The following is a 24645-nucleotide window of genomic DNA, read 5'->3' as shown; positions in this document are numbered from 1 at the left end:
ACTCAAGGCTTGCGCGCTTCCTCTTCCTCTTCCTTCTTCGGCCCGGCCGCATCCTTGCCGGCCTTGTGCTCGGCGGCCGCGGCGGCGCGGCGCTTGGCCTTGGCGTCGGCCTCGGCCTTTTCCTTGGCGACCTGCGCCTCGTAGGCGGCGGCACCGGAGGCGGCCGGATCGGCGCTCTGCGCCTGGGCCATCGCGACCGGCACGGCCACCGCGGCGGCGACCAGGGCGGCCAGGGTCAACAGCTTGCGAACGTTCATGGCGGACTCCTTTGGGACGTGCGACGAAGATGTGGGCGACGCCGCGGTTTTTCCAGGGCCAGCGTAGCGCGGCACCGCCGCACCTGCCCTGAACACCGGCGACGTGCAAAAAACCGCCGCAGACCGCACACTTCCTGATCTGCTTCGCGCCACCTGCTGAGACGCATGAATACCCGCTACAACGCCGCCGACATCGAAGTTCTCTCTGGCCTGGACCCGGTCAAGCGCCGGCCCGGCATGTACACCGACACCGCACGGCCGAACCATCTGGCTCAGGAAGTCATCGACAACGCCGTTGACGAGGCGCTGGCCGGCCACGCCCGGCATATCGAGGTGACGCTGTACAAGGACGGCAGTTGCGAGGTGTCCGACGACGGCCGCGGCATGCCGGTGGACATCCATCCGGAAGAGAAGATCTCCGGCGTCGAACTGATCCTGACCCGGCTGCATGCCGGCGGCAAGTTCAGCGACCGCAACTACACCTTCAGCGGCGGCCTGCACGGCGTCGGCGTCAGCGTGGTCAATGCGCTGTCCACCCGGGTGGAACTGTTCATCAAACGCGAAGGCAACGAATACCGCATGGCCTTCGCCGACGGCCACGCCGCCTCCAAGCTGGAGATCGTCGGCAGCGTCGGCAAGAAGAACACCGGCACGCGCCTGCGCTTCTGGCCGGACCCGAAGTATTTCGACACGCCGAAGTTCGCGGTGCGCGCGCTGCGCCACCTGCTGCGCGCCAAGGCGGTGCTGTGCCCCGGCTTGACCGTCAAGCTGCACGACGAGGCCACCGGCGAGCAGGACACCTGGTATTTCGAGGACGGCCTGCGCGACTACCTGCGCGGCGAACTGGCCGAGCGCGAGCTGCTGCCGGCCGAGCTGTTCGTCGGCAGCCTGAAGAAGGACCGCGAGATCGTCGACTGGGCGGTGGCCTGGGTGGTGGAAGGCGAACTGGTGCAGGAGAGCTACGTCAACCTGATTCCCACCGCGCAGCACGGCACCCACGTCAACGGCCTGCGCAGCGGCCTCACCGATGCGCTGCGCGAGTTCTGCGATTTCCGCAACCTGCTGCCGCGCGGCGTCAAGCTGGCACCGGAAGACGTGTGGGACCGCGTCGCGTTCGTGCTGTCGCTGAAGATGACCGACCCGCAGTTCAGCGGCCAGACCAAGGAACGCCTGTCCTCGCGCCAGGCCGCCGGCTTCATCGAGGGCGCCGCGCACGACGCCTTCAGCCTGTGGCTGAACCAGAACGTGGAGACCGGCACGCGCATCGCGCAGATCGCCATCGACCGCGCCAGCGCGCGGCTGAAGACCGAGAAGCAGATCGTGCGCAAGAAGGTCACCCAGGGCCCGGCGCTGCCGGGCAAGCTGGCCGACTGCATCAGCCAGGACCTCTCGCGCACCGAACTGTTCCTGGTCGAGGGCGACTCGGCCGGCGGCAGCGCCAAGCAGGCCCGCGACAAGGATTTCCAGGCGATCCTGCCGCTGCGCGGCAAGATCCTCAACACCTGGGAAGTGGCCTCCGGCAGCGTGCTGGCCTCGGAGGAAGTGCACAACCTGGCGATCGCGATCGGCTGCGACCCGGGCAAGGAGGAGATCGACGGCCTGCGCTACGGCAAGGTGGTGATCCTGGCCGACGCCGACTCCGACGGCCTGCACATCGCGACCCTGCTGACCGCGCTGTTCCTGCGCCACTTCCCCGCCCTGGTGCGCGCCGGCCACGTGTTCGTGGCGATGCCGCCGCTGTTCCGCGTGGACGTGGGCAAGCAGGTGTTTTACGCGCTGGACGAGGAAGAGAAGCGCTCGCTACTGGACAAGATCGAACGCGAGAAGATCAAGGGCCAGGTCAGCGTCACCCGCTTCAAGGGTCTGGGCGAGATGAATCCGCAGCAGCTGCGCGAATCCACCATCCACCCGGACACCCGGCGCCTGGTGCAGCTGACCGTGGACGACGGCGACCAGACCCGCTCGCTGATGGACATGCTGCTGGCCAAGAAGCGCGCCGGCGATCGCAAGCAGTGGCTGGAGACCAAGGGCGACCTGGCGTCGCTGGAGGTCTGATGCGACGCAAGCGCGGCTGCTTGCTCTGTCGTCGTAGGAGCGGCTTCAGCCGCGACGGGGCGTTCCCCGGGAGAGCCAGGTCGCGGCTGAAGCCGCTCCTACGACGGACGACAACGGAATGCCGGGCTTACGCACCGGCATCCGCATTCGTCACGCCGGCCATCCCGTGATCGACTGCCGCTCGGGCGGTCATCCACGCGCAGCCGCCGCCGGCACCACCCCGGTGCAGTCGTGATCCTGCAGTTCTTCCGCACCGACCCCATCGCCAGGAAGCGCGGTGGCGGCCAGCAGCACGAAGCCGGGACGGCCATCGAACGCCGCGCCGACCACCGCCAGGGTCTGGTGGTCCATGTGCTGGTGCGGCGGCAGGGCGCGCGCCAGCAGGGTCAGCGGATTCGCCTCCAGCGCCTCGCCCTCCAGGCGCATGGCCCGATAGACGTGACCGTGGAGCGGCTGCGGCAACGGCGCCCAGGTCGGGCCGATCGCCGCCTGCATCGCCTGCAACTGGTTGCGCACCTGCGGCGCCAGGCAATCGATATGGATATGCAACTGGTCCTGCGAACGCGCCGAGGGCGGATTGATCGTCAGGCTGGTCAGTTCGCGCGGCAGCGGCCGCTGCAACAACCGCTCGACCCGGGTGCGCGCCTGCCAGGCCAGGCCCAGCCAGTTCGGCGCGCCGGCACCGCGCGCGCGCGGATCCTCGATCCCGCTCACCGGCACCGTCGGGATCAGCAGGTACTGGTAGTCGCCGCGCAGGTCCTTCATCAAGACATAGCGTTCGCCTGGCCCGGGATGCACGTCGCTGCAGGGCGCCGGATCGGCGCCGAGCCGCGCCTGCGGCAAGCAACGCGTGCTCACCAATCGCCACAGGCGGTGCCGATCGTGCGCATGCGCATCGTGCGCTGCCGGCGAGTCGGCCACCGGTGGCGGCGCAGTGGCGCAACCGGCCAGCAGCACAACCAGGGACAGGCACAACGGCAGCTGGAAACGAACTGGAGGCATGCGTGACGGATCGGAGTGCGGGACGAGCCGAGGATTGTAGCCAGCGCCGATGACCGGCATGGCGCGGCGCGCGGGCGCCGACCATGGCTTTGTGCACATCCGCCGCGCCGGCGCAGCGGCCTAGCATGCCGGCTCCCTCCCTGCGAGCGACCGCCCGTGCCGACCTTCCCCTCCGTGCTGCTGGCCGTGCTGCTGGCGGCGACGCCGATGACCGCGGCACTGGCCGCCGACGCCGATGCGGCGAACGCCGACAAGGCCGACAAACCCGCCGCCGTCGAACCGGCGCCGCTGCCGGCCGACGCGCAGACCAGCCAATCCACCCAGCTCGATGGCCGCACCCTGCGCTATACGGTCAAGGTCGGCACGCTGCCGGTGAAGGACAAACAGGGCAAGGTCGTCGCCGACGTGGTCTATACCGCCTACACCATGGACGGCAAGGACCGCCCGGTCACCTTCGCGCTCAACGGCGGCCCCGGCGCGGCCTCGGTGTATCTCAACCTGGGCGCGATCGGACCGAAGGTGGTGGCGTTCGGCAGCGAGGGCGACAGTGCCTCGGCGCCGGCGCAACTGCGCGACAACCCCGGCACCTGGCTCGACTTCACCGACCTGGTGTTCATCGACCCGGTCGGCACCGGCTTCAGCCGCTCGCGCATCCCCGACGAGCAGGCAAAGAAACAGTTCTATAACCCGCAAGCCGACATCGAGTACCTCTCGCGCACCATCTACGACTGGCTGCTGAAGAACCAGCGCCTGCAATCGCGCAAGTACCTGGTCGGCGAAAGCTACGGCGGCTTCCGCGGCCCGCGCATCACCCACTACCTGCAGACCAAGCTCGGCGTGGCGATGAACGGCGTGGTCCTGGTCTCGCCATACCTGAACCCGACCCTGGACGACAACGGCGACGTCTCGCCGCTGCCGTGGATGCTGACCCTGCCGTCGATCGCCGCCGCGCGCCTGGAGCGCGAGGGCAAGCTGACCCCGGAGGCGATGCGCCAGGTGATCGACTACACCCGCGGCGATTACGTCACCGCGCTGTTGCGCGGCCGCTCGGACCCGGCCGGCACCACCCGCATGATCCAGCAGGTGACCGCGATGACCGGTCTCGACCCGGCCTTCGTGCGCCGCGCCGGCGGCCGCCTGGAGACCCAGGCGTACCTGCGCGAGGTGTTCCGCGACAAGGGCGAACTCGGCAGCCGCTACGACTCCAACGTCACCGCCTTCGACCCGTTCCCCAACGCCCCCGAGCAGCGCGCCAACGACCCGCTGCTGGACAGCATCATCGCCCCCACCACCACCGCGATGGTCGATTTCGTGACCCGCGTGGTCGGCTGGAAGGTCGACGCCCGCTACGAAGCGCTGAACTACGACGTGAACCGGCTGTGGGACTGGGACGACGAACTGCGCAAGGGCTCGGTGACGCAACTGCGCCAGGCGGTGGCGATCGACCCGAAACTGCGCGTGCTGATCGTGCACGGCTGGAACGACCTGTCGTGCCCGTTCATGGGCTCGGTGCTGACCGTGGATCAAATGCCGGTGATGGGCAACGACCCGACCCGCGTGCAGGTCAAGAACTACCCGGGCGGCCACATGTTCTACAACCGCGCCGACAGCCAACGCGCGTTGCGGCAGGATGTTCTGGCGATGTATCGGGCTAATTGATGGGAATCGGGAATTGGGAATGGGGAATCGCAAAAGCGGCTCCCCATTAGTCGAGACAGTTCCTCGACCTGCGCGGTTTGGGGGTGTTTCGCGATAGACCTATGCAATTGCCTGCGGCACTCGTTGCAGCAGGAGGAACATGGGCGCATCAAGACGGCGACATCGTCACCGTTCGCGGGAAATCTATGCTTTTACGATTCCCGTTTCCCCACTCCCGATTCCCGGCCCCACTCACACCCACCCAGCCAAGGCGAATCCGCGAAAAATCAGATACGCCACGCCGGCGGCGGCGGGGATGGTGAGGATCCACGCCCAGACGATGCGTTCGATGACGCCGAAGCGCAGCGAGCGCGGGTTCTTGGCGAAGCCCACGCCCATGATCGCGGTGGAGATGCTGTGGGTAGTGGACACCGGCATGCCGAAGTGCGCGGCCAGGGTCAGGATCGTGGCCGAGCTGGTCTCCGCGGCGAAGCCGTGGATCGGATGCAGCTTGACCATCTTGTGGCCCAGGGTCTTGATGATCTTCCAGCCGCCGGAGGCGGTGCCGGCGGCCATCACCACCGCGCAGGTCAGCACGATCCAGGTGGCGATGCCCTGTCCCTGATGGGCGTCGGGGTGCAGGAACGCCAGCCACGACGGCAGGTCGTCCAGGGCGCCGGTGCTCTGCGCGCCGATCAGGGTCATGGCGATGATGCCCATGGTCTTCTGCGCGTCGTTGTGGCCGTGCGCGTAGCCCATGTATGCGGCCGAGGCGATCTGCGCCTTGCCGAAGAAGGCGTTGACCCAGCGCGGCCGCGCCAGCCGCCCGAGCGGGCCGCCGAGCCTGGCCAGGCCGGCGATCGCCGCCCACAGCAGCAGCATCACCGCGATGCCGAGCAGGAAGCCGGCGATCGGCGAGGTGACCATCGGCACGAACACCTTCCACAGCAGGCCCTTGTTCTTGGCCCAGTCGCCCACGGTCTGCGACCAGATCAGCGCATCCCAGTCGTTGTGCGCCGCGGCCAGGCCGGCGCCGCACAGGCCGCCGATCAGCGCGTGCGAGGACGAGGACGGCAGGCCCTTCCACCAGGTGATCAGGTTCCAGACGATGCCGCCGAGCAGCGCGCACAGCACCACCTGCGGGGTCACCGCGACCACGTCGGTGTTGAGCAGGCCGGAGGCGATGGTCATCGCCACCGCGGTGCCGGTCAGCGCGCCGACCAGGTTCATCGCCGCGGCCAGCATCACCGCCCAGCCGGGGCTGAGCACCTTGGTGGCGACCACCGTGGCGATGGAGTTGGCGGTATCGTGGAAGCCGTTGATGAATTCGAACACCAGCGCCGCCAGGATCACGATCAGGACCAGGCTCAGCATCGGCGCGCCTCCACGCACGCGGCGGCGGCGGCCGGCGCGCGCAGGGCGCGACGGCCGCGCAGGCAGCAACTCCGCAGCGCGTCCATCAGGAGTTCTTCAGCACGATCTGGTAGACCACCACGCCGGCCTCGCGGCAACGGTCGATGGCCTTCTCCAGGATTTCGAAGAACTCCTTGAGCAGGAACATCTGCAGGTTGTCCAGGCGGCCGGAGTAGATGTCGCGGTACAACTCCAGCATCAGCCGGTCGGCCTCGTTCTCCAGCGAGCGCAGCTTGTCGTTGAGCGCGCTCATCCGGTCCAGGTGCATGTTGCGCAGGTCGTGGACCATCTCCACCACCACCGCCGCGGCCTGCTCCAGCATCGCCGCGCGCGGGGCGAAATCGATGTGCTCAAGGTGCTGGATCGCCAGCGAGTAGCGGTCGGCGAACTTCTCCACCTGCTTGGGAATCTTGTACAGCGCCGAACCCAGCGCCTCGATGTCCTCGCGCTCGATCGGGGTCATGAAGCTGTCCACCAGCGCCTGGCCGATCTTGTCCGAGGCCGCGCGCTCGCGCAGGCGAGCCAGCTTGAAGGCGTCCAGCGCCGGCTGCCGGTCGGACTCGCGCATCATCGCGTGCAGGGCCTTGGTGCTGTCGTAGGCGGCCTGTGCCGCCTCGTCGAGCAGGGTGTAGAACTGCTTGCCGGAACCGAAGATGGTCTGCAACGAAAACATGCAACGCGCTTCCCGCCGTCGCGGGAAGGACGGCACTGGGGCGGAATTATGACTGTTTGCTGACACCTGCGGGTAGTCGCGACCGCCGGGCAGGCCCGGGCCATGTCGGCGCGGCGTGGACGCGACCCCCGCCCGGGTTTGTTACCATCGCCGCCGCGCCCTTCGCGGGCGCACCCTATGGACGACCACCCCAGCCCCCCTCCCCCGCGCCGCAACGGCGCCCATGTCCCCGCTTTCCTTGGCGCCAAGGAGCGCGCGCATGCTTGAACTGTTGATCGTTGCAGCCCTCATCCTGCTCAACGGTTTCTTCGCGATGTCCGAGATGTCGCTGATGACCTCGCGCAAGAGCCGGCTGAAGCAGATGTCCCAGTCCAGCACCCGCGCGGCCAAGGCCCTGGCGCTGGCCGAGAACCCCGAGCACTTCCTGTCCACCGTGCAGATCGGCATTACCGCCATCAGCATCCTGACCGGTGTCTTCGGCGGCCAGGCCATGGGCGTGGCGATCGCGACCAAGCTGCAGGCGCTGTTCCCGGCGCTGGCGGCCAACTTTACCCTGTTCGGCGATCCGCAGCCGTGGTCGGCGCTGATCGGCAAGACTCTGGCGATCGTGCTGATCACCTTCCTGACGCTGATCTTCGGCGAACTGGTGCCCAAACGCCTGGCCCTGACCCGATCGGAGGTCATCGCCGGCTTCGTCGCCATCCCCATGGGCTGGCTGGCCCGGGCCGCCGCGCCGTTCGTCTGGGTGCTGTCGCGCTCGACCCGGCTGGTGCTGCGCCTGCTCGGCCTGGGCAAGGAGGAATCGGCGTCGGTGACCGAAGAGGAGATCCGCATGCTGGTGGCCGAGAGCCACGAGGCGGGCGTGATCGACGCGCACGAGCGCGACATGATGAACCGGGTCATGCGCCTGGGCGACCGCACCGCCGACAGCCTGATGACCCCGCGCAACCGCATCGCCTGGCTCGACGCCAACGCCGAGCCGCAACGCAACCTGCAGGTGATGCGCGAACACGAGTTCTCGCGCTACCCGGTGTACCGCGGCAGCGACCAGGACATCGCCGGCGTGCTGGAGGTGAAATCGCTGGTCACGCGCATGGACGGCGACGCCACCCAGCTGTTCCAGAGCCTGCGCGACACCCTGTTCGTGTCCGAGTCCACCCACGCGATGAAGCTGTTGGAGATCTTCCGCGAGGAACAGCAGTCGATGGCGCTGGTGGTGGACGAGTACGGCGAGATCCAGGGCCTGGTGACGATCAGCGACCTGATGGGCGCGGTGGTCGGGCGCCTGCAATCGGCCGACACCGCCGACGAGGACGCGCTGGTGGTAACCCGCGCCGACGGCTCGCTGCTGATCGACGGCTCGCTGGCGATCGAGGAATTGCGCGAGCTGCTCGGCGGCGCCGAACTGCCCAGCGCCGAGGAAGGCGACTACAACACCCTGGCCGGGCTGTGCATCTACTACTTCGGGCGCATCCCGCACGCCGGCGAGTTCTTCGACTGGGCGGGCTGGCGCATCGAGATCGTCGACCTGGACGGCGCGCGCGTGGACAAGCTGCTGCTGCGCAGGCTGCAGGACGAGAACAGCGATGACATCACCGGGTGACGCGCCCGGCGGTGCGCCGCGCGACGGCGACCACGGCTACAGCGCCGAGGGCATCCGCACCCTGCTCGACACCTTCGTCCTGGGCGACCCGGACGAACACCTGCGGCTGCGGCTGATCCTCGCCGATCTGCAGCAGAGCGCGTTCGGCGTATTCCTGTTCGTGGCGATCCTGCCCGCATTCCTGCCGGTGCCGGGCCTGGCCGGCGGCATCAGCGGGCCGCTGGTGACGCTGATCGGCCTACAGATGCTGATCGGGCTGCGCAAACCGTGGTTGCCGCGCTTCATCGGCGAGCGCGGGCCGCGCCGCCGCACCATGCAGCGCTTCGTCGGCCGCATCGCGCCGTGGCTGCGACGCCTGGACCGGCTGCTCAAGCCCCGCCTGCCAATGCTGGTCGACACTCTGCCGGCGCGTGCGTTCAGCGGCCTGCTGTTGGTCGTCCTGGGGATCCTGCTGTCGCTTCCGATCCCGTTCACCAACTACGCTTTCGGCGCGATGCTGCTGCTGTTCGCGCTGGCGTTGCTGGAACGGGACGGTGGGCTGATGCTGCTGTCGTGGCTGGGCAGCATCGCCGTGGCGCTGAGCCTGGGATTGGCCTCGGACCAGGTGGTCGACCTGGGCCGGGACTGGATGCAGAAGCTGCGCTGACGCATCGCGGCGGCAGCGCGTAGCGCCACCCGCTCACTTCACCAGGTACAGCCCCGTCTCGTTGGCGAACACGTTGCGCATGTGCGCCTGGCGCGGCGAGGCGTTCTGGGTCGATCGCTCGGTCGCCTGGCCGCGGACGCGCTCCAGGCATTTGCTCAGCTGTTGTAGTGCCGCCTCCAGTCCACATTCGTGCACCGGCGCCATCGGATGTTGTGCGTTCATTGCCGATCCCCTGTTCGCGTCGTTGTACGGCCATGTCCTGGGCCGAACGCCACGCTGATGCGTGACGCGCCACGATCACATACCGGGCAAAATCAAGACATCGTGAAAGCAGCGCGTGCTGTGATGTGCATCAACAGGAGTGCGGCGTTTCTCGCCGAGGTGCGTCTGCGCTCGTAGACACCCGCGCAAATGCACGTATCAGGCGGCCGCTGCGACCTGCGTCCATGCCTCCGCCGTCAATTGGAACGAGCGCAAGCGGGCCGCGTGATCGTGGATGTTCGCGGTCAACAGCAGCTCGTCCGGGCGGTGCCGCGCGACGAAGTCAGACAGGCCCTGTGCGACCGTGTCGGGATCGCCGAGCACGGTGCAGGCCAGCGCCCGTTCAACACCCAACTTCTCGTGCGGCGCCCAGAACGTCTCGATGTCGTCGATCGGCGGCGGAATCAGCCCGGGGCGGCCGCGACGCAGGTTGACGAAGCTCTGTTGCTGGGTGGTGAACAGGCGCCGCGCCTCTTCGGTGGACGCGGCGGCCACTACGTTCAAGGCCAGCACCGCATACGGCGCCTGCAGACGCGGCGACGCGCGGAACTCGCGGCGATACACCGCCAGTGCCTCGTCCATCGCGTCCGGCGCAAAATGCGAGGCGAAGGCGAACGGCAGGCCCATCGCCGCGGCCAGGCGCGCGCTGAACAGGCTGGAGCCGAGCAGCCACACCGGCACCTCGATGCCGGCGCCGGGCACGGCGCGCACCAGTTGCCCGTCCACCGCCGGCTCGAAATAGCGCAGCAGTTCGGCGACGTCGTGCGGGAACTGGTCGGCGCTGTCGAAGTAGCGGCGCAACGCGCGCGCCGTGGCCTGGTCGGTGCCGGGCGCGCGGCCCAGGCCCAGGTCGATGCGCCCGGGATACAGCGACGCCAGGGTGCCGAACTGCTCGGCCACCTGCAGCGGCGCGTGGTTGGGCAGCATGATGCCGCCGGCGCCGACGCGGATGCGCTTGGTACCGCCGGCCACATGCCCGATCAGCACCGCGGTGGCGGCGCTGGCGATGCCGGGCATGTTGTGGTGCTCGGCCAGCCAGTAGCGATGGTAGCCCCAGCGTTCGGCGTGCTGGGCCAGGTCCAGCATGTTGGCGAAGGCGGCGCTGGTGTCGCTGCCTTCGCAGACCGGGGCGAGGTCGAGGATGGAGATCGGCATCATGGTGCGGCGGGTTCCTGCAGGCGATGCAGACGAGGTGGGGACGCTGGTTGCCGATTGCAGCGGCCGTGGCCGGAACGCTGATTTGCGCTGGGTGTTGTTGGTGTGTGCATCGGGCAGGACGCTTGGCTGGCGGTCGTACCCTCACCCCAACCCCTCTCCCGGTGGGAGAGGGGCTTTGGCTCTCCCTTCTCCCGTCGGGAGAAGGTGCCCCGCAGGGGCGGATGAGGGTACGGGCGAAGCCTCGCATCACCAGATCCATGCGGACGCTACGCGCTCCGTACCCTCACCCCAACCCCTCTCCCAACGGGAGAGGGGCTTTGGCTCTCCCTTCTCCCACCGGGAGAAGGTGCCCCGAAGGGGCGGATGAGGGTACGGGCGAAGCCTCGCATCATCAGATCAACGCAAGCGCCACTACCACATTGGTTGCACAGCGCGCTGGCTAGGCTGACAACCCTCCCTCGCCCGGTCGCCCCCATGTCGCTGATCCCGCCGCCCGCCCCCGTCCCCGCCCTGCCCTTGCGCGACCGTGTGGTGCTGGTCACCGGAGGCGCGCAAGGCATCGGCCGGGGCGTGGTGCAGGCGGTGCTGGGCGCTGGCGGCACGGTCGTGTTCGGCGATCTCGACGCCGACGCCGGGCGCGCCTGCGTGACCGAACTGGATGCCGGCGAGCGCCTGCTGTTCCGCCGCGTCGACGTGGCCGCCGAGGCCAGCGTGCGCCGCTTCATCGAGGCCGCGCTGGCCCGGTTCGGCCGCATCGACGGGCTGGTCAACAACGCCGGCATCGCCGATCCACACACCGGGCCGCTGGAACGGCTGTCGCTGCGCGAGTGGAACCGACGGCTCGGCGCGAGCCTGGGCGGCGCGTTCCTGTGCAGCAAGCACGCCCTGCCGGCATTGCGCGACAGCCGCGGCGGCGGCGCCATCGTCAACATCGCCTCCACCCGCGCGCAGCAGTCCGAACCGGACACCGAGGCCTACGCCGCGTCCAAGGGCGGGCTGGTGGCGTTCACCCACGCGCTGGCGATCAGCGCCGGTCCGCAGGTGCGGGTCAACTGCATCAGCCCCGGCTGGATCGCGACCGATGCCTGGCGCAAGCCGAATGCGCGGCGCACGCCCAAGCTGTCGCGGCAGGACCATGCGCAGCATCCGGTCGGTCGTGTCGGTACGCCACCGGACATCGGCGCCCTGGCGGTCTATCTGCTGTCGGCCCAGGCCGGCTTCATCACCGGCCAGGAGTTCGTGGTCGATGGCGGGATGACGCGCAAGATGCAGTACGCCTGACGGCGTGGGGATTGGGGATTCGGGATTGGGGATTCGTTAAAGCGGGTGTTGCCTTACCTGACGGGCCACTTGCATAGCTGGCAGCAACCCGCCTTTGCCAATCCCCAATCCCGACTCCCCAATCCCGCGGCAATCAGCCGCCCACCAGCGGCTCCAACTGCGGATCCAGCGCCACGCGTTCGTCGAAGACGAAGCAGCGGCCGTCGTAGCCCTCGCCGCCCACTTCCTCGAAGTAGCCGAGGATGCCGCCGTCCAGTTGCAGCACGTTGTCCATGCCGTCGGCGCGCATCCACAGCGCCGCCTTTTCGCAGCGGATGCCGCCGGTGCAGAAGCTGACCACGGTGGCGTCGGCCAGGGCCGCGCGATGGGGGGCCAGCGCCTCCGGCAGGTCGGTGAACTTGACGATCGGCAGGGTCAGCGCGCCGGCAAAGGTGCCGTAGACCACTTCCTGCGCATTGCGCGTGTCCAGCAGCACCACGCGCCGGCCTGTGTCGTCGTGCCCCTGGCGCAGCCAGCGCTGCAGGGTCGCCGGCGCCACCGCGGGTGCGCGCGCCGCCTCCAGCGGCGAGGCGGCGTCGCGGCGGAAGCTGATGATCTCCGGCTTGACCTTGACCTTCAGCCGCGCGAACGGCTGCTGTGCGCTGGTGCTGGACTTGACGCGCAGGTCGGCGAAGCGCGGATCGGCACGCAACTGCGCGTAGAAGCCGTCGATCGCCGCCGGCGCACCGGCCAGGAACAGGTTGATGCCCTCGCCCGCCACCAGGATCGTGCCGCGCAGGTCGCCGCCCTGCGCCCAGGCATGCAACTGCGCGGCGAGCGCGTCGGGGTCGGCGATGGCGACGAAGTGGTAGGCGGCGGTGTTGGCGATCATCGGCGCATTTTAGAGCCTGCGGCGCATCGCCGCTGCGCGAATCCAGCCGCGCCAGCGCACACCGGTATCTCGGCGACGCGTGTCGCAGCGTGCGCCGCTAGCCGCGCAGCAGCAGGAACGGCAGCAGCACCAGCGAAGCGACCAGCAGCATGCCCAGCAACGTCGCCAGCACGAACAGCGGGCGCCGCCGCAACAGACTGGCGAAGGTCTCGGCGCTGCCGTCGCGCAACGCCGCGGCGCGCTCGGCGCGGGCGCGTTGGCCACGTTCGGCCTGGTACTCGGCCAGCAGCGCCTTGGCGCGCGCCTGCTCGGCGTCCTCGCGCAGCCAGATGCCGCCGGCGGAGATGCCGAAGGTGCCGGCACGGGTTTCGTAGTAGCCGATGCCGGCAGCATCGAGCAGCGCGCACACATCGGCGCGTTCGTCGTCGGGCACGTGGCGCAGGTTGAGCAACAGTTTGGCCATGCGCCGCATGATAGCCGCTGCGGCGATGCGCTACCCTTGCACGCCCTTGCCCGCCGTGGACGTCCCGCATGCGCCGAATCCTGCTGCTGTTGAGCCTGTCGTTGCCGGCGTGGCTGCTGGGCGGCTGCACGCCGCCAGGGCCGCCGCCCGGCGGCAGCATCGCCGCGTTCCAGGCCACCGACGAGCGCGTCGGCGACGGCGCCGAGGCGCGCCCCGGCAGCCGGGTCACCGTGCACTACACCGGCTGGCTGTACGACGAGCATGCCAAGGACAAGCGCGGCGAGAAGTTCGACGCCTCCGCCGACCACGGCCAGCCCTTCAGCTTCGTGCTGGGCGGTGGTCAGGTGATCCGCGGCTGGGACGAGGGCGTGGCCGGCATGCGCGTGGGCGGCAAGCGCCTGCTGATGCTGCCGTCGGACTACGGCTACGGCGACAGCGGCGCCGGCGGGGTGATCCCGCCGGGCGCCTCGCTGGTGTTCGAGGTCGAACTGCTCGATGTCCAGCCGCGTTGAGCCGACTGCGCCGATGCCCGCCAGCAAGCACGCCGCGCCGGTGCGCGGCCGTCTCGTCATCGTCGGCGGCGGCCCGGCCGGGCTGATCGCCGCCGAGACCGCGCGCGCCGCCGGCGCCGAGGTCGACGTGTACGAGGCCAAGGGCTCGGTGGGACGCAAGTTCCTGATCGCCGGCAAGGGCGGCCTCAACCTGACCCACTCCGATCCATTCGAGCGCTTCGTCGCCCGCTATCGCGAACGCGCGACCGCGGTCGGCGACTGGCTGGCCGACTTCGATGCCGACGCGCTGCGCGCCTGGGCGCAGGCGCAGGGCGTGGCGACCTACGTCGGCAGTTCCGGCCGGGTGTTCCCGCTGGACCGCAAGGCGGCGCCGCTGCTGCGCGGCTGGGTGCGGCGGTTGAAGGACGCTGGGGTGCGCTTCCACGTGCAGCAGCGCTGGCTGGGCTGGGCCGCGGACGGCGCGCTGCGCTTCGCCGGCGCCGATGGCGAGCAGCGCGTGCAGGCCGATGCCTGCGTGCTGGCGCTGGGCGGCGGCAGCTGGCCGCAGCTCGGCTCCGACGGCGCCTGGCAGGACACGCTGCGCGTGCGCGGCGTGGAAGTGGCGCCGCTGCAGCCGGCCAACTGCGGCTTCGACGTGGACTGGAGCGCGCATTTCCGCGAACGCCACGCCGGCGCGCCGCTGAAGCCGGTGGTCGCGCACTGGCACGACGCGCAGGGCCAGGCGCAGTCGCTGCAGGGCGAATGCGTGGTCGGCGAACACGGCATCGAAGGCAGCCTGATCTATGCGCTGGCCGCGGACCTGCGCGAGGCCATCGCCGCGCACGGCCCGGCCACGCTGTGGCTGGACCTGGCGCCCGGCCGGGATCTGCCGCGGCTGCAGGCCGAACTGGGCAAGCCGCGCGGCGGCCGCAGCTTCGGCGAGCATCTGCGCCGCCAGGCCGGCATCGACGGGGTCAAGGCGGCGCTGCTGTTCGAGATCCTCGGCAAGCAGGCCGGCCAGGATCCGGCGCTGGCCGCGGCCACGCTCAAGCGCCTGCCGCTGACCCTGCTGCGCCCGCGCCCGCTGGCCGAGGCGATCAGCAGCGCCGGCGGCGTGCGCCTGGAGGCGCTGGATGCGCACCTGATGCTGCAGGCGCTGCCCGGCACCTTCTGCGCCGGCGAAATGCTCGACTGGGAAGCGCCGACCGGCGGCTACCTGCTCACCGCGTGCTTCGCCAGCGGCGTGCGCGCCGGGCGCGGCGCGGTGGCCTGGCTGCAACGCGCCACGCGCTGAGCGACATCGGCACGGCGACTGGCCGGAACGGCCAGTGACCTTCGGGCCTGTCGTCGCCATCGCCGCAGCACGTATTCCTGCACGGACGTGGCGACCGCGGCTGTCTCGCGGTTCCAGCTCACCTGCCGCCTGGAGCGACGCATGCGCCCATCGATCCTGTTCTGCGCACTTGGCCTGGCCGGCAACGTCGTGGCCGCGAGTGCCGCGCCCAACACCAGCCCGAAGGTCCGGCAGGTCGAGCATGGCCTGCTGCCGGCCGTCGTCACCCAGGACCAGGCGGGCGGGCAGTTGTCGCTGCTCGACCAGATGGACGCGCTGCACGTCCCGGGCGTGGCGATCGCGGTGATCCATCGCGGCCGCATCGCCTGGGCGCAGGGCTATGGCGTCACCGCCAGCGGCGGGGTCGCGGTCGATGCCAGGACCCTGTTTCAGGCCGGCTCGGTGAGCAAGCCGGTGGCGGCGATGGCGGCCTTGTCCCTGGTCCAGGACGGACGCGTGGCGCTGGACGCCCCGGTCAATGCGCGCCTGACCTCGTGGACGCTGCCCGATTCCGCCGACAGCCACGACCATCCGGTGACCCTGCGTCAGCTGCTGTCGCACACCGCCGGCACCAGCGTGCACGGTTTCGATGGCTACGCCCGCGGCGCCGCCGTGCCCACCCTGCAGCAGGTGCTCGACGGCCAGGCGCCCGCGAACTCGGCGCCGGTGCGGGTGGAGGCGCCGGTCGGGGTGCGCTACCGCTATTCGGGCGGCGGCTACACGGTGATGCAGCAATTGCTGATCGACGTCGGCGGGCAGGACTTTCCGACGCTGCTGCAGCAGCGCGTGCTGGCGCCGCTGCGCATGCGCGCCAGCAGTTTCCGCCAACCGCTGCCCGCACGCGATCTGGCGCACGCGGCGCAACCGCACGATGCCAATGGCGCACCGGTGGCAGGCGGCCCACACACCTACCCGGAACTGGCCGCGGCCGGCCTGTGGACCAACGCGCAGGACCTGGCGCGCTATGCGATCGAACTGTGCGATGCGCAGGTCGGCCGCGGCCGCGTGCTGTCCGCCGCCAGCGCGCGCGCCATGATGACCCCGGTGCGGGACGGCTACGGCCTGGGCCTGAATATCGGCGGCGCCAGCGCGCGCAAGTACGTCTATCACGACGGCTCCAACGCCGGCTACAAGGCCACGCTGGTGGTGTATCCGCAGGGATGCGATGGCGCCGTGGTGCTGAGCAATGGCGATCAGGGCTACCAGTTGGGTCTGGAGATCGTGCGCGCCGTCGCCGCGGCCTATGCCTGGCCGGATTTCCAGCCGATCCGGCGCACTGCCGTCGCGCTGGACATCGCCGCGCAACGGCGCTTCGTCGGCACGTTCGCCATTCCCGAGCTGGGCACGTTCCAGATACGCGAAGCGCAGGGCCGCCTGCTGGTGGAACTGCGCAAGGATCAGGCGTATCCGCTGCTTCCCGCGTCGGATCACGCATTCTTCCTGAGCGCGCAGGACATCGTCATCCGCTTCGATACGCCCGGCGATGCCGACCAGGGCACGCTCGACGCCGATGTCGGTCACTATCCGTTCCGGCGCGTGGCCGCGGACACCGCACCGTAGCCAGCGCCGGCATCGCGCCGGCGGGCCGCGCTCAGAGGGTTGCGATCTGCACCCGCGCCTGCGGATCGCGCTTGGCCACGTACATGGCCTCGTCGGCGCGCTGGGTGAGCAGCACCGGATCGAAGCCGGGCCCTGCCTGCACGGCGATGCCGATGCTCGGCTGCAACGGCAGGTGCCGGCCACTGACCTCGCAGCCGTCCGCGCACGCCTCCATGATCCGCGCCGCGGCCGCCAGCACTTCGCGCCTGGCGTCGGCCAGCCCTTCCAGCAGCACCACGAACTCGTCGCCGCCCAACCGCGCGATGCTGTCCTGCCCGCGCAGGCAGCGCTGCAGCAGCCGCGCGAAGTGCACCAGCAATGCATCGCCGACGTGATGGCCGAAACGGTCGTTGACGCTCTTGAAGTCGTTCAGATCCAGGAACATCACCGCCACCTGGCCCTGACTGCGGCGCTCGTTCATGCGCCGCCGCAGCGTCTGGTTCCAGGCCATCCGGTTCGGCAGCCCGGTCAGCTCGTCGCGCAGTGCACGCTCTTCCAGCAACCGCGCCAGCCGGGTCTGCCCGGTGATGTCGCTGATCATCAGGTGCAGGCCGACCCGCTGCGGCGCCAGCGCCACGTCCGGGATCAGGCTGAAATGCATGATCCGCAGGGCATCGGCGGCATCGCACAACTCCGCATCGAACTGCGCCGGCACGCCTTGCAGGGCTGCCGGCAGATGCGCTTGCAGCAAGGCCTGCTGCTGTGGATCCAGCACCTCGTGCAGGCGGCGGCCGATGATGCGCTCCGGCGCCAGCCCGAACCACGCCGCATACGGCCGGTTGACGAACTGGTAGCGCAGGTCGTGGTCGAGGTAGGCGATCAGCGCCGGGGCGTTATCGGCGATGGTGCGCAGTTGCGCCTCGCTGTCGCGCAGGCGGTGCTCGGCCTGGTGCTGCTCGGTGATGTCCTGGATATGGGTGACGAAGTGCAGCGGACGCTGCTGCTCGTCGCGCACCAGCGACACCGCCAGGCGCACACGCACGGTATGGCCGTCGCGGTGGTGATAGCGCTTTTCGCTGTGGTAGTCGTTGCGGCGGCCGGCGATCAACGCGGCCACCTGTTCCATGTCCTCGGCGAGGTCGTCAGGATGGGTCAGATCCTGGAAGCGCAGCTCCAGCAGCTCCGCGCGGCTGTAGCCGAGCATCGCGCACAAGGCGTCGTTGACGTCCAGCCAGCGCCCTTCCAGCGACACCAGCGCCATGCCGTGCGCGGCTACCGAGAAGGCACCGGAGAAGCGCTGCCCGGCCAGCAGCGCCGCGTGCGACGCCGCGCGTTCGGCGCTGACGTCGCGCATCACGCACACCGCGCCCAGGCTGCGCCCATCGCCGCCTTCCAGGCGTTCCGCATTGCACAGCACGCTGCGCGGCGCCTGCCCCTTGGCGGCAATCACGATTTCCGCATCGCGCACCGATTCACCGCGCCAGGCCCGGACCAGCGGCACTTCCTCGCTGGCCAGCGGGCGCTTGCCGCTGGCGTCGAACAGATCGAAGTACTGCGCCCACTGCTCGGGCGGCAAGGCGCGCGGATCGGCCCCGTGCCACTGCCGCGCCACCTGGTTGAACTCACCCAGCGTGCCATCGGCCAGGCACGAGACCACACCGTCGGGCATGGTTTCCAGCAGCAGGCTCAGCGTCTTGGCCTGGTCGTGGGCGGTGCGTGCGTCGCGGCGCGCCTCCAGATGCGCGGTGACCTGCCGGGCCAGGCGCTGCAGACCTTCGCGCTGGCGTGCGTCCAGCTGCCGCGGACGGATGTCGATCACGCACAGGGTGCCGTAGCTGTGGCCCTGATCGCCGATCAGCGGCATGCCGGCGTAGAAACGCAGGTGCGGCGCGCCGCACACCAGCGGGTTGCCGGCGAAACGCGGATCCAGCGTGGCGTCCGGCACCTCCAGCAACTGCGGCTCCAGCAAGGCATAGGTGCAGAACGCCATCTCGCGCGGATACCCGGTGGTGCCGGCGGGCAGGCCACAGCTGGCCTTGAGCCATTGCCGGCGTTCGTCGATCAGCGAGATCAGGGCGATCGGCACCTCGCACAGCCGGCTGGTCAGCCAGATCAGGTCGTCGAAGGTCGGCTCCGGCGGGGTGTCCAGCATCCCCAGCTCGGCCAGTGCACGCAGGCGCTCCGCTTCGTCGACGGGCAGCGGCGCGGGAACGACGTCGGGGACCGAGGGTTGGTTCATGCGCAGCACGCCGAGGAGGAACCGGCACGATAACGGGCGGCGACAGCGATGGCGAGCATCCGCCGTGCATGCGGCAGTGCAAAACGGCCGCGTCCACGCGATGTACTGAGATACCGACCTCAGCGTGGCGCGGCCGCGCCACGTTTCTCCATGATCACGCAGTCCAGGACGATGCCGCTGGGATGGGGATAGCCTCCCTCGCGCACCACCACATACCCCTGCGAACGGTAGAACGCCACCGCGTTCAGTGCAGCGGCGACCTGGATGCGCGGACAGGCTGCAAGGCGCTGTTCCAGTGCCTGCAGCAGGCGCCGGCCGAGGCCGCCGCCGCGCAGGGTGGGATCGACGAACAGGCCGTCGATCTCGGCAACGGCCAGGTCGACGGTGCCGAAGCCGAGCACGCGGCCGTCGCGATCCTCCGCGACGATCGCCCCACCCGCGGCGACCAGCCCGCGATAAGACGCCGGTGCCGGCGCCGCCGACCAGCGCGCGATCACCTCCGGCGGGTAATGGCTGCTGCAGACCTCGCGCACGCAACGAGTACGCAACGCCCACAGCGTCGGGATGTCCTCGGGCACTCCGGGCCGCAACCGTATCGGCGGCGGCGCCTCGCTCATTGCGACTTGCTATCGCGCAGGCGCCGGATCCGCTCCGGCGGCTGGAACGAATCACTGCGCGCGTCGCCCCAGTAATCGTGGAAGACCGCATGGTCGGGCACCGTGCGCAGCAGTTCGCCCGGCTCCAGGTAGCGGTACAGCGAGGCCAGCGAGCGGATCTCCACCTGCGAGATGCGGCGCAGGATGTGCTCCGGCCCCAGCTGCGAAGGATGCGTCAGCCCGGCGGCGCTGAGCAGTTCGCGCAGGGCCTTGAGCGTGTTGGCGTGGTAGTGCGCGACCCGGGTGGCCTTGTCGGTCGGGTCCAGGTGCTGCCAGCGGCGCCGATCCTGGGTGGCGATGCCGGTGGGGCAGCGGTCGCTGTGGCAGCTCAGCGACTGGATGCAGCCCAGCGCGAACATGAAGCCGCGCCCGGCGTTGCACCAGTCCGCGCCCAGCGCCAGCGTGCGCGCGATGTCGAAGGCGCTGGTGATCTTGCCGGCGGCGCCGAGCTTGATGCGCTCGCGGATGTCCAGCCCCACCAGGGTGTTGTGGACCAGCAGCAGCGCTTCGTGCATCGGCACGCCGACGTGGTCGATGAACTCGGCCGGCGCCGCGCCGGTACCGCCCTCGGCGCCGTCGACGACGATGAAGTCCGGGTACAGCCCGCTTTCCTGCATCGCCTTGGCAATGGCGAACCACTCCCACGGATGGCCGATCGCCAGCTTGAAACCGGTCGGCTTGCCGCCGGACAGTTCGCGCAGCCGCGCCACGAACTGCAGCAGCTCCAGCGGCGTGGAAAACGCCGAATGCCGCGACGGCGACACGCAGTCGCGCCCCATGGCGACACCGCGGGTGGCGGCGATCTCGGCGCTGACCTTGGCCGCCGGCAGCACCCCGCCATGGCCCGGCTTGGCGCCCTGCGAGAGCTTGATCTCGATCATCTTGACCTGCTCCAGCGTCGCGTTGGCGACGAAGCGCTGCGGGTCGAAGCGCCCCTCCTCGTCGCGGCAGCCGAAGTAGCCCGAGCCGATCTCCCACACCAGGTCGCCGCCGCACTCGCGGTGGTAGGGCGAGATCGAGCCCTCGCCGGTGTCGTGGTAGAAACCGCCCTGGCGCGCGCCGGCATTGAGCGCGCGGATGGCGTTGGCCGACAGCGCGCCGAAGCTCATCGCCGAGATGTTGAACACGCTGGCCGCGTAGGGCTGCGCGCAGTCGGCGCCGATGGTGACGCGGAAGTCGTGGTCGGCGATCTCGCTGGTGGCCAGCGAATGGTTGATCCACTCGTAGTCCGGCGCGTAGGTGCTGCGCTGGGTGCCGAACGGCACCACGTCCATCACGTTCTTGGCACGCTGGTACACCAGGGCGCGCTGCTGCCGCGAGAACGGCGCCTCCTCGATGTCGCTCTGCAGGAAGTACTGGCGCATCTCCGGGCCGACCGATTCCAGGCCATAGCGGAAATGCGCCAGGATCGGGTAGTTGCGGCGCAGGGTGCTGCGGGTTTGCAGCAGGTCCACGGTGCCCAGCACCGCCAGCACGGCGAAGGCGGCCACGCCCCAGCCCCACAGCGGCCAGATCGCGCACAAGGCGATGGACAGCGCCAGCAGCAGGCAGCTGGCGAGATAGGCTAGGTAGCGGTGCATCGCGGTCCTCGCAGGCGTCGGAAGCCGGCGAGTGTAGAGGGTGTGGCGGTCATCGCGTTGCGACCGCCGCCGGGTCCGCTCCGCGCAGGTACAGCGTGCGGGTGGCAGGCGCGCCAGCGCTGTGGGCTGGCGCGCGCCCGCGCCCCGTCTTACAGGCGGTCGTTCACCGCCGCGCGCGGCCACACCGACTTTACGTCGTAGACCACCAGGTCGGGCGTGCCGAGTGCGCGGATCTGCGCCGCGTCCAGGTCGCGGTAGGCCGCGTGCGCCACCGCCAGCACCACCGCGTCGTAGCGGCCGGGCACCGGTTCGGGCAGCAGCTCGACGCCGTGCGCTTGCGCCGCCTGCGGATCGGCCCAGGGATCGCAGGCGTCGACGCGGGCGCCGGCCGCGGCCAGCGCCTGCACCAGTTCCAGCGCGCGGCTGTTGCGCAGGTCCGGGCAGTTCTCCTTGAAGGTGACGCCGAGCACCAGCACGGACGCATCGGCCATCGCCACGCCCTTGCCGGCCAGCAGTGCCTGCACCCGCGCGGCGACATGCGCGCCGACCCGGTTGTTGACCTGGCGTGCGGTGTGGATCAGGTCCGGGTGGTAGCCCACGCTCTCGGATTTGTGCAGCAGGTAGTAAGGATCGACGCCGATGCAGTGGCCGCCGACCAGGCCCGGCCGGAACGGCAGGAAGTTCCACTTGGTGCCGGCGGCGTCCAGCACGTCCTGGGTGTCGATGCCGAGCCGGTCGAAGATCAGCGCCAGCTCGTTGACCAGGGCGATGTTGACGTCGCGCTGGATGTTCTCCACCACCTTGGCCGCCTCGGCCACGCGGATCGACGGCGCGCGCCAGGTGCCGGCGGCGATGATGCCGGCGTACAGCGCGTCCACCGCGTCGGCAGCGGCGGGGTTGGAGCCGGAGGTGATCTTGCGGATGTCGGCCAGGCGCCGCTGGCGGTCGCCGGGGTTGACCCGCTCCGGGCTGTAGCCGCAATGGAAGTCGACGTCGCAGCGCAACCCCGAGCCCTGCTCGAGCAACGGCACGCAGACTTCCTCGGTGGTGCCCGGGTAGACGGTGGACTCGTAGATCACCAGGTCGCCGCGCTTGAGCACGCCGGCCAGCAGCTCGCTGGCCTGGCGCAGCGGCTGCAGGTCGGGCTGCTCGTGCGCGTCGATCGGGGTCGGCACGGTGACGATGTACACGTTGCGGTCGCGCAGCGCGGCGGCATCGTCGCTGTAGCGCAGGTGCACGCCGGCGCGCAGTTCCTCGGCCTCCAGTTCCAGGGTCTGGTCGTGTCCGGCGCGCAGTTGCGCCACCCGCTGTGCATCGATGTCGTAGCCGAGCGTGTCGTGGCGGGCGCCGAACGCCACCGCCAGCGGCAGGCCGACGTAGCCGAGGCCGATCACGGCGATGCGCGGCGGCGCGGAATCGAACACGGGGGTGACGGACATGCCAATCCTTTACGGGCGCCGGCAACGGCAGCCGTCGGCGCGTGGTGGGGAACTCGGGGCGCCCGCGGACGCGGACGCGGACGCGGACGTCGTGCATGGTAAGCCGCTGCAGCGGCGCGGACCAGATCGCTCGGCGGAACGCCAGGGTCGCAGATGCGCGCCTCGCATTCGCACGCCGCGTCGGCCGCCTTCACAACGCTGCGTGTGAAAGTCGGCGTGCAACATCACGCTTTGTGGCCGTGTGAGCGCGCGTCTTGTCATCCACACCACATGAGCACCACCTCACCTTTACGCGCCGCGGCCTAGGGTGATGGAGCGGTGGCTGCCAGGGGGGCACCCTCCGCCTCCCTCTTTCCTCTCACTCAAGGAGAACTCGCGTGAGTCACGCTCCGAGCCTGCTCGTGGATGTCGAAGCCGAATTGGCGCACTGGAAAGCGCTGCACGCGGCGGGCAAATTGGGGTCGCAGTCGTTCAGCGAACATGCGCGCCTGATCAAGATGGCCTGCGATGTGTTCCTGCAGTTGCCGCGCGAATCCAACGACGTGCGATTGCAGCGCCTGCGTCAGCGCTACGACGCCGAACACCCCTGGCCGCGCATCGCCTGGAGCGATGCCGAAACCCTGGTCGTCGCCTGCTGGGCGCGCCTGGACGGATCCGAGCAGCACGATCGCCATCCGGATCCGGCGCCCACTCCCGCCTGATCCAAGAGGTTCGTCATGTCCCCGCCCGCCAACCGCGACAACGCCCACGATTCCCAGCAACGCAGCCACACGCCGGACAAGATCCACAACGACGACGCGCAGTGGAAGGATCGCGACCAACCCGACAGCGACCCCAAGCGCGACCACGCCGATCCCGAGCACGACTACCCGCGACCGGACGGCAGCGAGTAAGCAGGCCACCACGCCCGCTGCGGCAGTGTACCGTCGCCGCAGCGGCACCCCTCTCGCTCCCTCACAACCCCGCGGCCATCAGCGCAGGCTCGATCCGCGCACGATGCAGCGGCCGCTGAGCACCACCTTGCGGGTCGGCTGCGTCGGTGCGTTCATCCGCTCCAGCAGCAACGACATCGCGGTGCGTCCCATCTCTTCCACCGGCTGTTCGATCACGGTGATCCCGGGCTCGACCAGGTCGGTCCAGCTTTCGTTGTCGAAGCCGGCCAGCGCCAGATCCTGCGGAATGCGCAGGCCGGCGCCGCGCGCGGCCTTCATCGCGCCCATAAGCAGCAGGCTGTTGCTGGCCACCAGCGCGTCCGGTCGCGACGCCTGCGCCAGCCAGTCCTGAACCTCGGCGATCGCCGCCTCCGCGCTCGGCGCCACCTCGCGGTAGTCCGGCGCCAGACCGTGCCCGCGCATCGCCTCCAGATAGCCGTCGCGACGCTCGGCGGCGGTGCTGCTGGTCCTGCCGAACAGGCCGCCGATCCGGCGCACGCCCCGATCGACCAGGTGATCGACCAGGGCCGCCATCGCCGCCGCATTGTCCAGCACCACGCTGTCGTGCGTGCCGCGCTTGCCGGCGCGGTCCAGCAGCACCACCGGATGGTCGAAGCTCAACGTGCCCAGTTGGCTCTGGGTGGTGCGGGTGGGGGCGAAGATCAGCCCGCTGACCCGCTCTTCCTGCATCAGTTGCAGGTACAACGCCTCGCGCTGCGGATCCTCGTCGGTATTGCACAGGATCACGCGCATGCCGGCGCGGTAGGCCACGTCCTCGACCGCGCGGATCGCCGCGGTGAAGAACGGATTGCGGATGTCGGCGACGATCAGGCCCACGACTCCCGAGTGCTGCGAGCGCAGCCGCCGCGCCATCAGGTTGGGGCGGTAGCCGGTTTCGCGTACCGCCGCTTCCACCCGCGCCCGCACCTCCTCGCTGACCGGGCCGTGGCCCAGTGCGCGCGACACCGTCGAGGTCGAAACGCCGGCGACCCGCGCCACGTCGTGAATGCTGACGCTCACTGGCAACGTTCCCGCTTGTTTTCCATGTCGACCCCCTGTCTTTGTGGCGCCTCCGGATAGTAGCACCAGGCTTTTCCGAAAGAATTGTGCACTGC

The 24645-nt window shown here is 69.8% G+C and carries 23 protein-coding genes; 10 read left to right on the top strand and 13 right to left on the bottom strand.

The genetic code is table 11. The features are described 5' to 3' along the window. Nucleotides 1–2: 2 nt before the first annotated feature. Nucleotides 3–257, bottom strand: a complete 255-nt coding sequence (locus AC1PLR_RS08715; protein WP_481103289.1) for a hypothetical protein — start codon at nucleotides 255–257, stop codon at nucleotides 3–5. Nucleotides 258–422: 165 nt separating this feature from the next. Between AC1PLR_RS08715 and parE the strand changes: the two genes are divergently transcribed. Then, entirely contained in the window at nucleotides 423–2312 is a 1890-nt protein-coding gene (gene parE / locus AC1PLR_RS08710) for a DNA topoisomerase IV subunit B (RefSeq protein WP_481098354.1), read from the top strand. A gap of 189 nt (nucleotides 2313–2501) precedes the next feature. Here the strand turns inward: parE and AC1PLR_RS08705 are convergent, their stop codons facing one another. Further along, complete coding sequence (locus tag AC1PLR_RS08705) at nucleotides 2502–3314, bottom strand: CDP-diacylglycerol diphosphatase (protein WP_481103288.1); 813 nt, start codon at nucleotides 3312–3314, stop codon at nucleotides 2502–2504. Nucleotides 3315–3521: 207 nt separating this feature from the next. Here AC1PLR_RS08705 and AC1PLR_RS08700 point away from each other — a divergent pair, with 207 nt between their 5' ends. Beyond that, nucleotides 3522–4973 carry a S10 family peptidase gene (locus AC1PLR_RS08700; protein WP_244667490.1) on the top strand — a complete coding sequence of 484 codons (1452 nt, stop codon included), beginning with the start codon at nucleotides 3522–3524 and terminating at the stop codon, nucleotides 4971–4973. A 231-nt stretch (nucleotides 4974–5204) separates the two neighbouring features. Here AC1PLR_RS08700 and AC1PLR_RS08695 read toward each other — a convergent pair whose 3' ends face one another. Together AC1PLR_RS08695 and AC1PLR_RS08690 are read right to left on the bottom strand one after the other, a co-directional pair. Next, on the bottom strand, nucleotides 5205–6326 hold the full coding sequence (locus AC1PLR_RS08695; protein WP_010343422.1) for an inorganic phosphate transporter: 1122 nt from the start codon (nucleotides 6324–6326) through the stop codon (nucleotides 5205–5207). 85 nt (nucleotides 6327–6411) lie between these two features. Further along, nucleotides 6412–7038, bottom strand: a complete 627-nt coding sequence (locus AC1PLR_RS08690; RefSeq protein ID WP_010343421.1) for a DUF47 domain-containing protein — start codon at nucleotides 7036–7038, stop codon at nucleotides 6412–6414. 259 nt (nucleotides 7039–7297) lie between these two features. Between AC1PLR_RS08690 and AC1PLR_RS08685 the strand changes: the two genes are divergently transcribed. Continuing rightward, nucleotides 7298–8641: a hemolysin family protein gene (locus AC1PLR_RS08685; RefSeq protein WP_481103287.1), complete on the top strand. Its 1344-nt coding sequence runs from the start codon at nucleotides 7298–7300 to the stop codon at nucleotides 8639–8641. Beyond that, on the top strand, nucleotides 8625–9287 hold the full coding sequence (locus AC1PLR_RS08680) for an exopolysaccharide biosynthesis protein (protein ID WP_481103286.1): 663 nt from the start codon (nucleotides 8625–8627) through the stop codon (nucleotides 9285–9287). The genes AC1PLR_RS08685 and AC1PLR_RS08680 overlap by 17 nt, the downstream gene beginning before the upstream one ends. A 33-nt stretch (nucleotides 9288–9320) precedes the next feature. Here the strand turns inward: AC1PLR_RS08680 and AC1PLR_RS08675 are convergent, their stop codons facing one another. After that, entirely contained in the window at nucleotides 9321–9509 is a 189-nt protein-coding gene (locus AC1PLR_RS08675) for a hypothetical protein (protein WP_019802461.1), read from the bottom strand. Between the two features lie 198 nt (nucleotides 9510–9707). Then, entirely contained in the window at nucleotides 9708–10706 is a 999-nt protein-coding gene (locus AC1PLR_RS08670; RefSeq protein ID WP_481103285.1) for an LLM class flavin-dependent oxidoreductase, read from the bottom strand. A gap of 474 nt (nucleotides 10707–11180) precedes the next feature. Between AC1PLR_RS08670 and AC1PLR_RS08665 the strand changes: the two genes are divergently transcribed. Continuing rightward, complete coding sequence (locus tag AC1PLR_RS08665; protein ID WP_481103284.1) at nucleotides 11181–11987, top strand: SDR family oxidoreductase; 807 nt, start codon at nucleotides 11181–11183, stop codon at nucleotides 11985–11987. Nucleotides 11988–12120: 133 nt separating this feature from the next. Here AC1PLR_RS08665 and AC1PLR_RS08660 read toward each other — a convergent pair whose 3' ends face one another. Both AC1PLR_RS08660 and AC1PLR_RS08655 read right to left on the bottom strand, forming a co-directional pair. Continuing rightward, the gene (locus AC1PLR_RS08660) at nucleotides 12121–12858 is read right to left on the bottom strand and encodes a sulfurtransferase (protein WP_481103283.1); all 738 of its coding nucleotides are present in this window, start codon (nucleotides 12856–12858) and stop codon (nucleotides 12121–12123) included. 97 nt (nucleotides 12859–12955) lie between these two features. Next, nucleotides 12956–13321: a DUF6164 family protein gene (locus AC1PLR_RS08655; RefSeq protein ID WP_481103282.1), complete on the bottom strand. Its 366-nt coding sequence runs from the start codon at nucleotides 13319–13321 to the stop codon at nucleotides 12956–12958. A 68-nt stretch (nucleotides 13322–13389) separates the two neighbouring features. Between AC1PLR_RS08655 and AC1PLR_RS08650 the strand changes: the two genes are divergently transcribed. The 3 genes from AC1PLR_RS08650 (at nucleotide 13390) to AC1PLR_RS08640 (ending at nucleotide 16705) form a co-directional block, all read left to right on the top strand. Continuing rightward, nucleotides 13390–13833: an FKBP-type peptidyl-prolyl cis-trans isomerase gene (locus AC1PLR_RS08650; protein ID WP_481103281.1), complete on the top strand. Its 444-nt coding sequence runs from the start codon at nucleotides 13390–13392 to the stop codon at nucleotides 13831–13833. A 13-nt stretch (nucleotides 13834–13846) separates the two neighbouring features. Next, nucleotides 13847–15106 (top strand): TIGR03862 family flavoprotein, encoded by a 1260-nt coding sequence (locus AC1PLR_RS08645; RefSeq protein WP_481103561.1) that lies wholly within the window; start codon nucleotides 13847–13849, stop codon nucleotides 15104–15106. 141 nt (nucleotides 15107–15247) lie between these two features. Beyond that, on the top strand, nucleotides 15248–16705 hold the full coding sequence (locus tag AC1PLR_RS08640; RefSeq protein ID WP_481103280.1) for a serine hydrolase domain-containing protein: 1458 nt from the start codon (nucleotides 15248–15250) through the stop codon (nucleotides 16703–16705). Nucleotides 16706–16736: 31 nt separating this feature from the next. Here AC1PLR_RS08640 and AC1PLR_RS08635 read toward each other — a convergent pair whose 3' ends face one another. From AC1PLR_RS08635 to AC1PLR_RS08620, 4 genes are all read right to left on the bottom strand, one after another. Further along, complete coding sequence (locus AC1PLR_RS08635) at nucleotides 16737–18923, bottom strand: diguanylate cyclase domain-containing protein (protein WP_481103279.1); 2187 nt, start codon at nucleotides 18921–18923, stop codon at nucleotides 16737–16739. Nucleotides 18924–19042: 119 nt separating this feature from the next. Continuing rightward, on the bottom strand, nucleotides 19043–19519 hold the full coding sequence (locus AC1PLR_RS08630) for an N-acetyltransferase family protein (protein ID WP_481103560.1): 477 nt from the start codon (nucleotides 19517–19519) through the stop codon (nucleotides 19043–19045). A gap of 17 nt (nucleotides 19520–19536) precedes the next feature. Further along, nucleotides 19537–21159 carry an FMN-binding glutamate synthase family protein gene (locus AC1PLR_RS08625; RefSeq protein ID WP_481103278.1) on the bottom strand — a complete coding sequence of 541 codons (1623 nt, stop codon included), beginning with the start codon at nucleotides 21157–21159 and terminating at the stop codon, nucleotides 19537–19539. 149 nt (nucleotides 21160–21308) lie between these two features. Next, complete coding sequence (locus AC1PLR_RS08620) at nucleotides 21309–22598, bottom strand: nucleotide sugar dehydrogenase (RefSeq protein ID WP_481103277.1); 1290 nt, start codon at nucleotides 22596–22598, stop codon at nucleotides 21309–21311. A 377-nt stretch (nucleotides 22599–22975) separates the two neighbouring features. Between AC1PLR_RS08620 and AC1PLR_RS08615 the strand changes: the two genes are divergently transcribed. Both AC1PLR_RS08615 and AC1PLR_RS08610 read left to right on the top strand, forming a co-directional pair. Next, nucleotides 22976–23299, top strand: a complete 324-nt coding sequence (locus AC1PLR_RS08615) for a hypothetical protein (RefSeq protein WP_017911090.1) — start codon at nucleotides 22976–22978, stop codon at nucleotides 23297–23299. Between the two features lie 15 nt (nucleotides 23300–23314). After that, complete coding sequence (locus AC1PLR_RS08610) at nucleotides 23315–23491, top strand: hypothetical protein (RefSeq protein ID WP_010341034.1); 177 nt, start codon at nucleotides 23315–23317, stop codon at nucleotides 23489–23491. A gap of 78 nt (nucleotides 23492–23569) precedes the next feature. On the opposite strand, the gene AC1PLR_RS08605 is transcribed toward AC1PLR_RS08610, so the two are convergent. Then, complete coding sequence (locus AC1PLR_RS08605) at nucleotides 23570–24550, bottom strand: LacI family DNA-binding transcriptional regulator (RefSeq protein WP_481103276.1); 981 nt, start codon at nucleotides 24548–24550, stop codon at nucleotides 23570–23572. Nucleotides 24551–24645: the final 95 nt, after the last annotated feature.

The organism is Xanthomonas sp. NCPPB 3570, assembly GCF_056725115.1.
The sequence above is the reverse complement of the archived record's forward strand: the minus strand, read 5'-3'. Positions and strand labels throughout refer to the sequence as shown.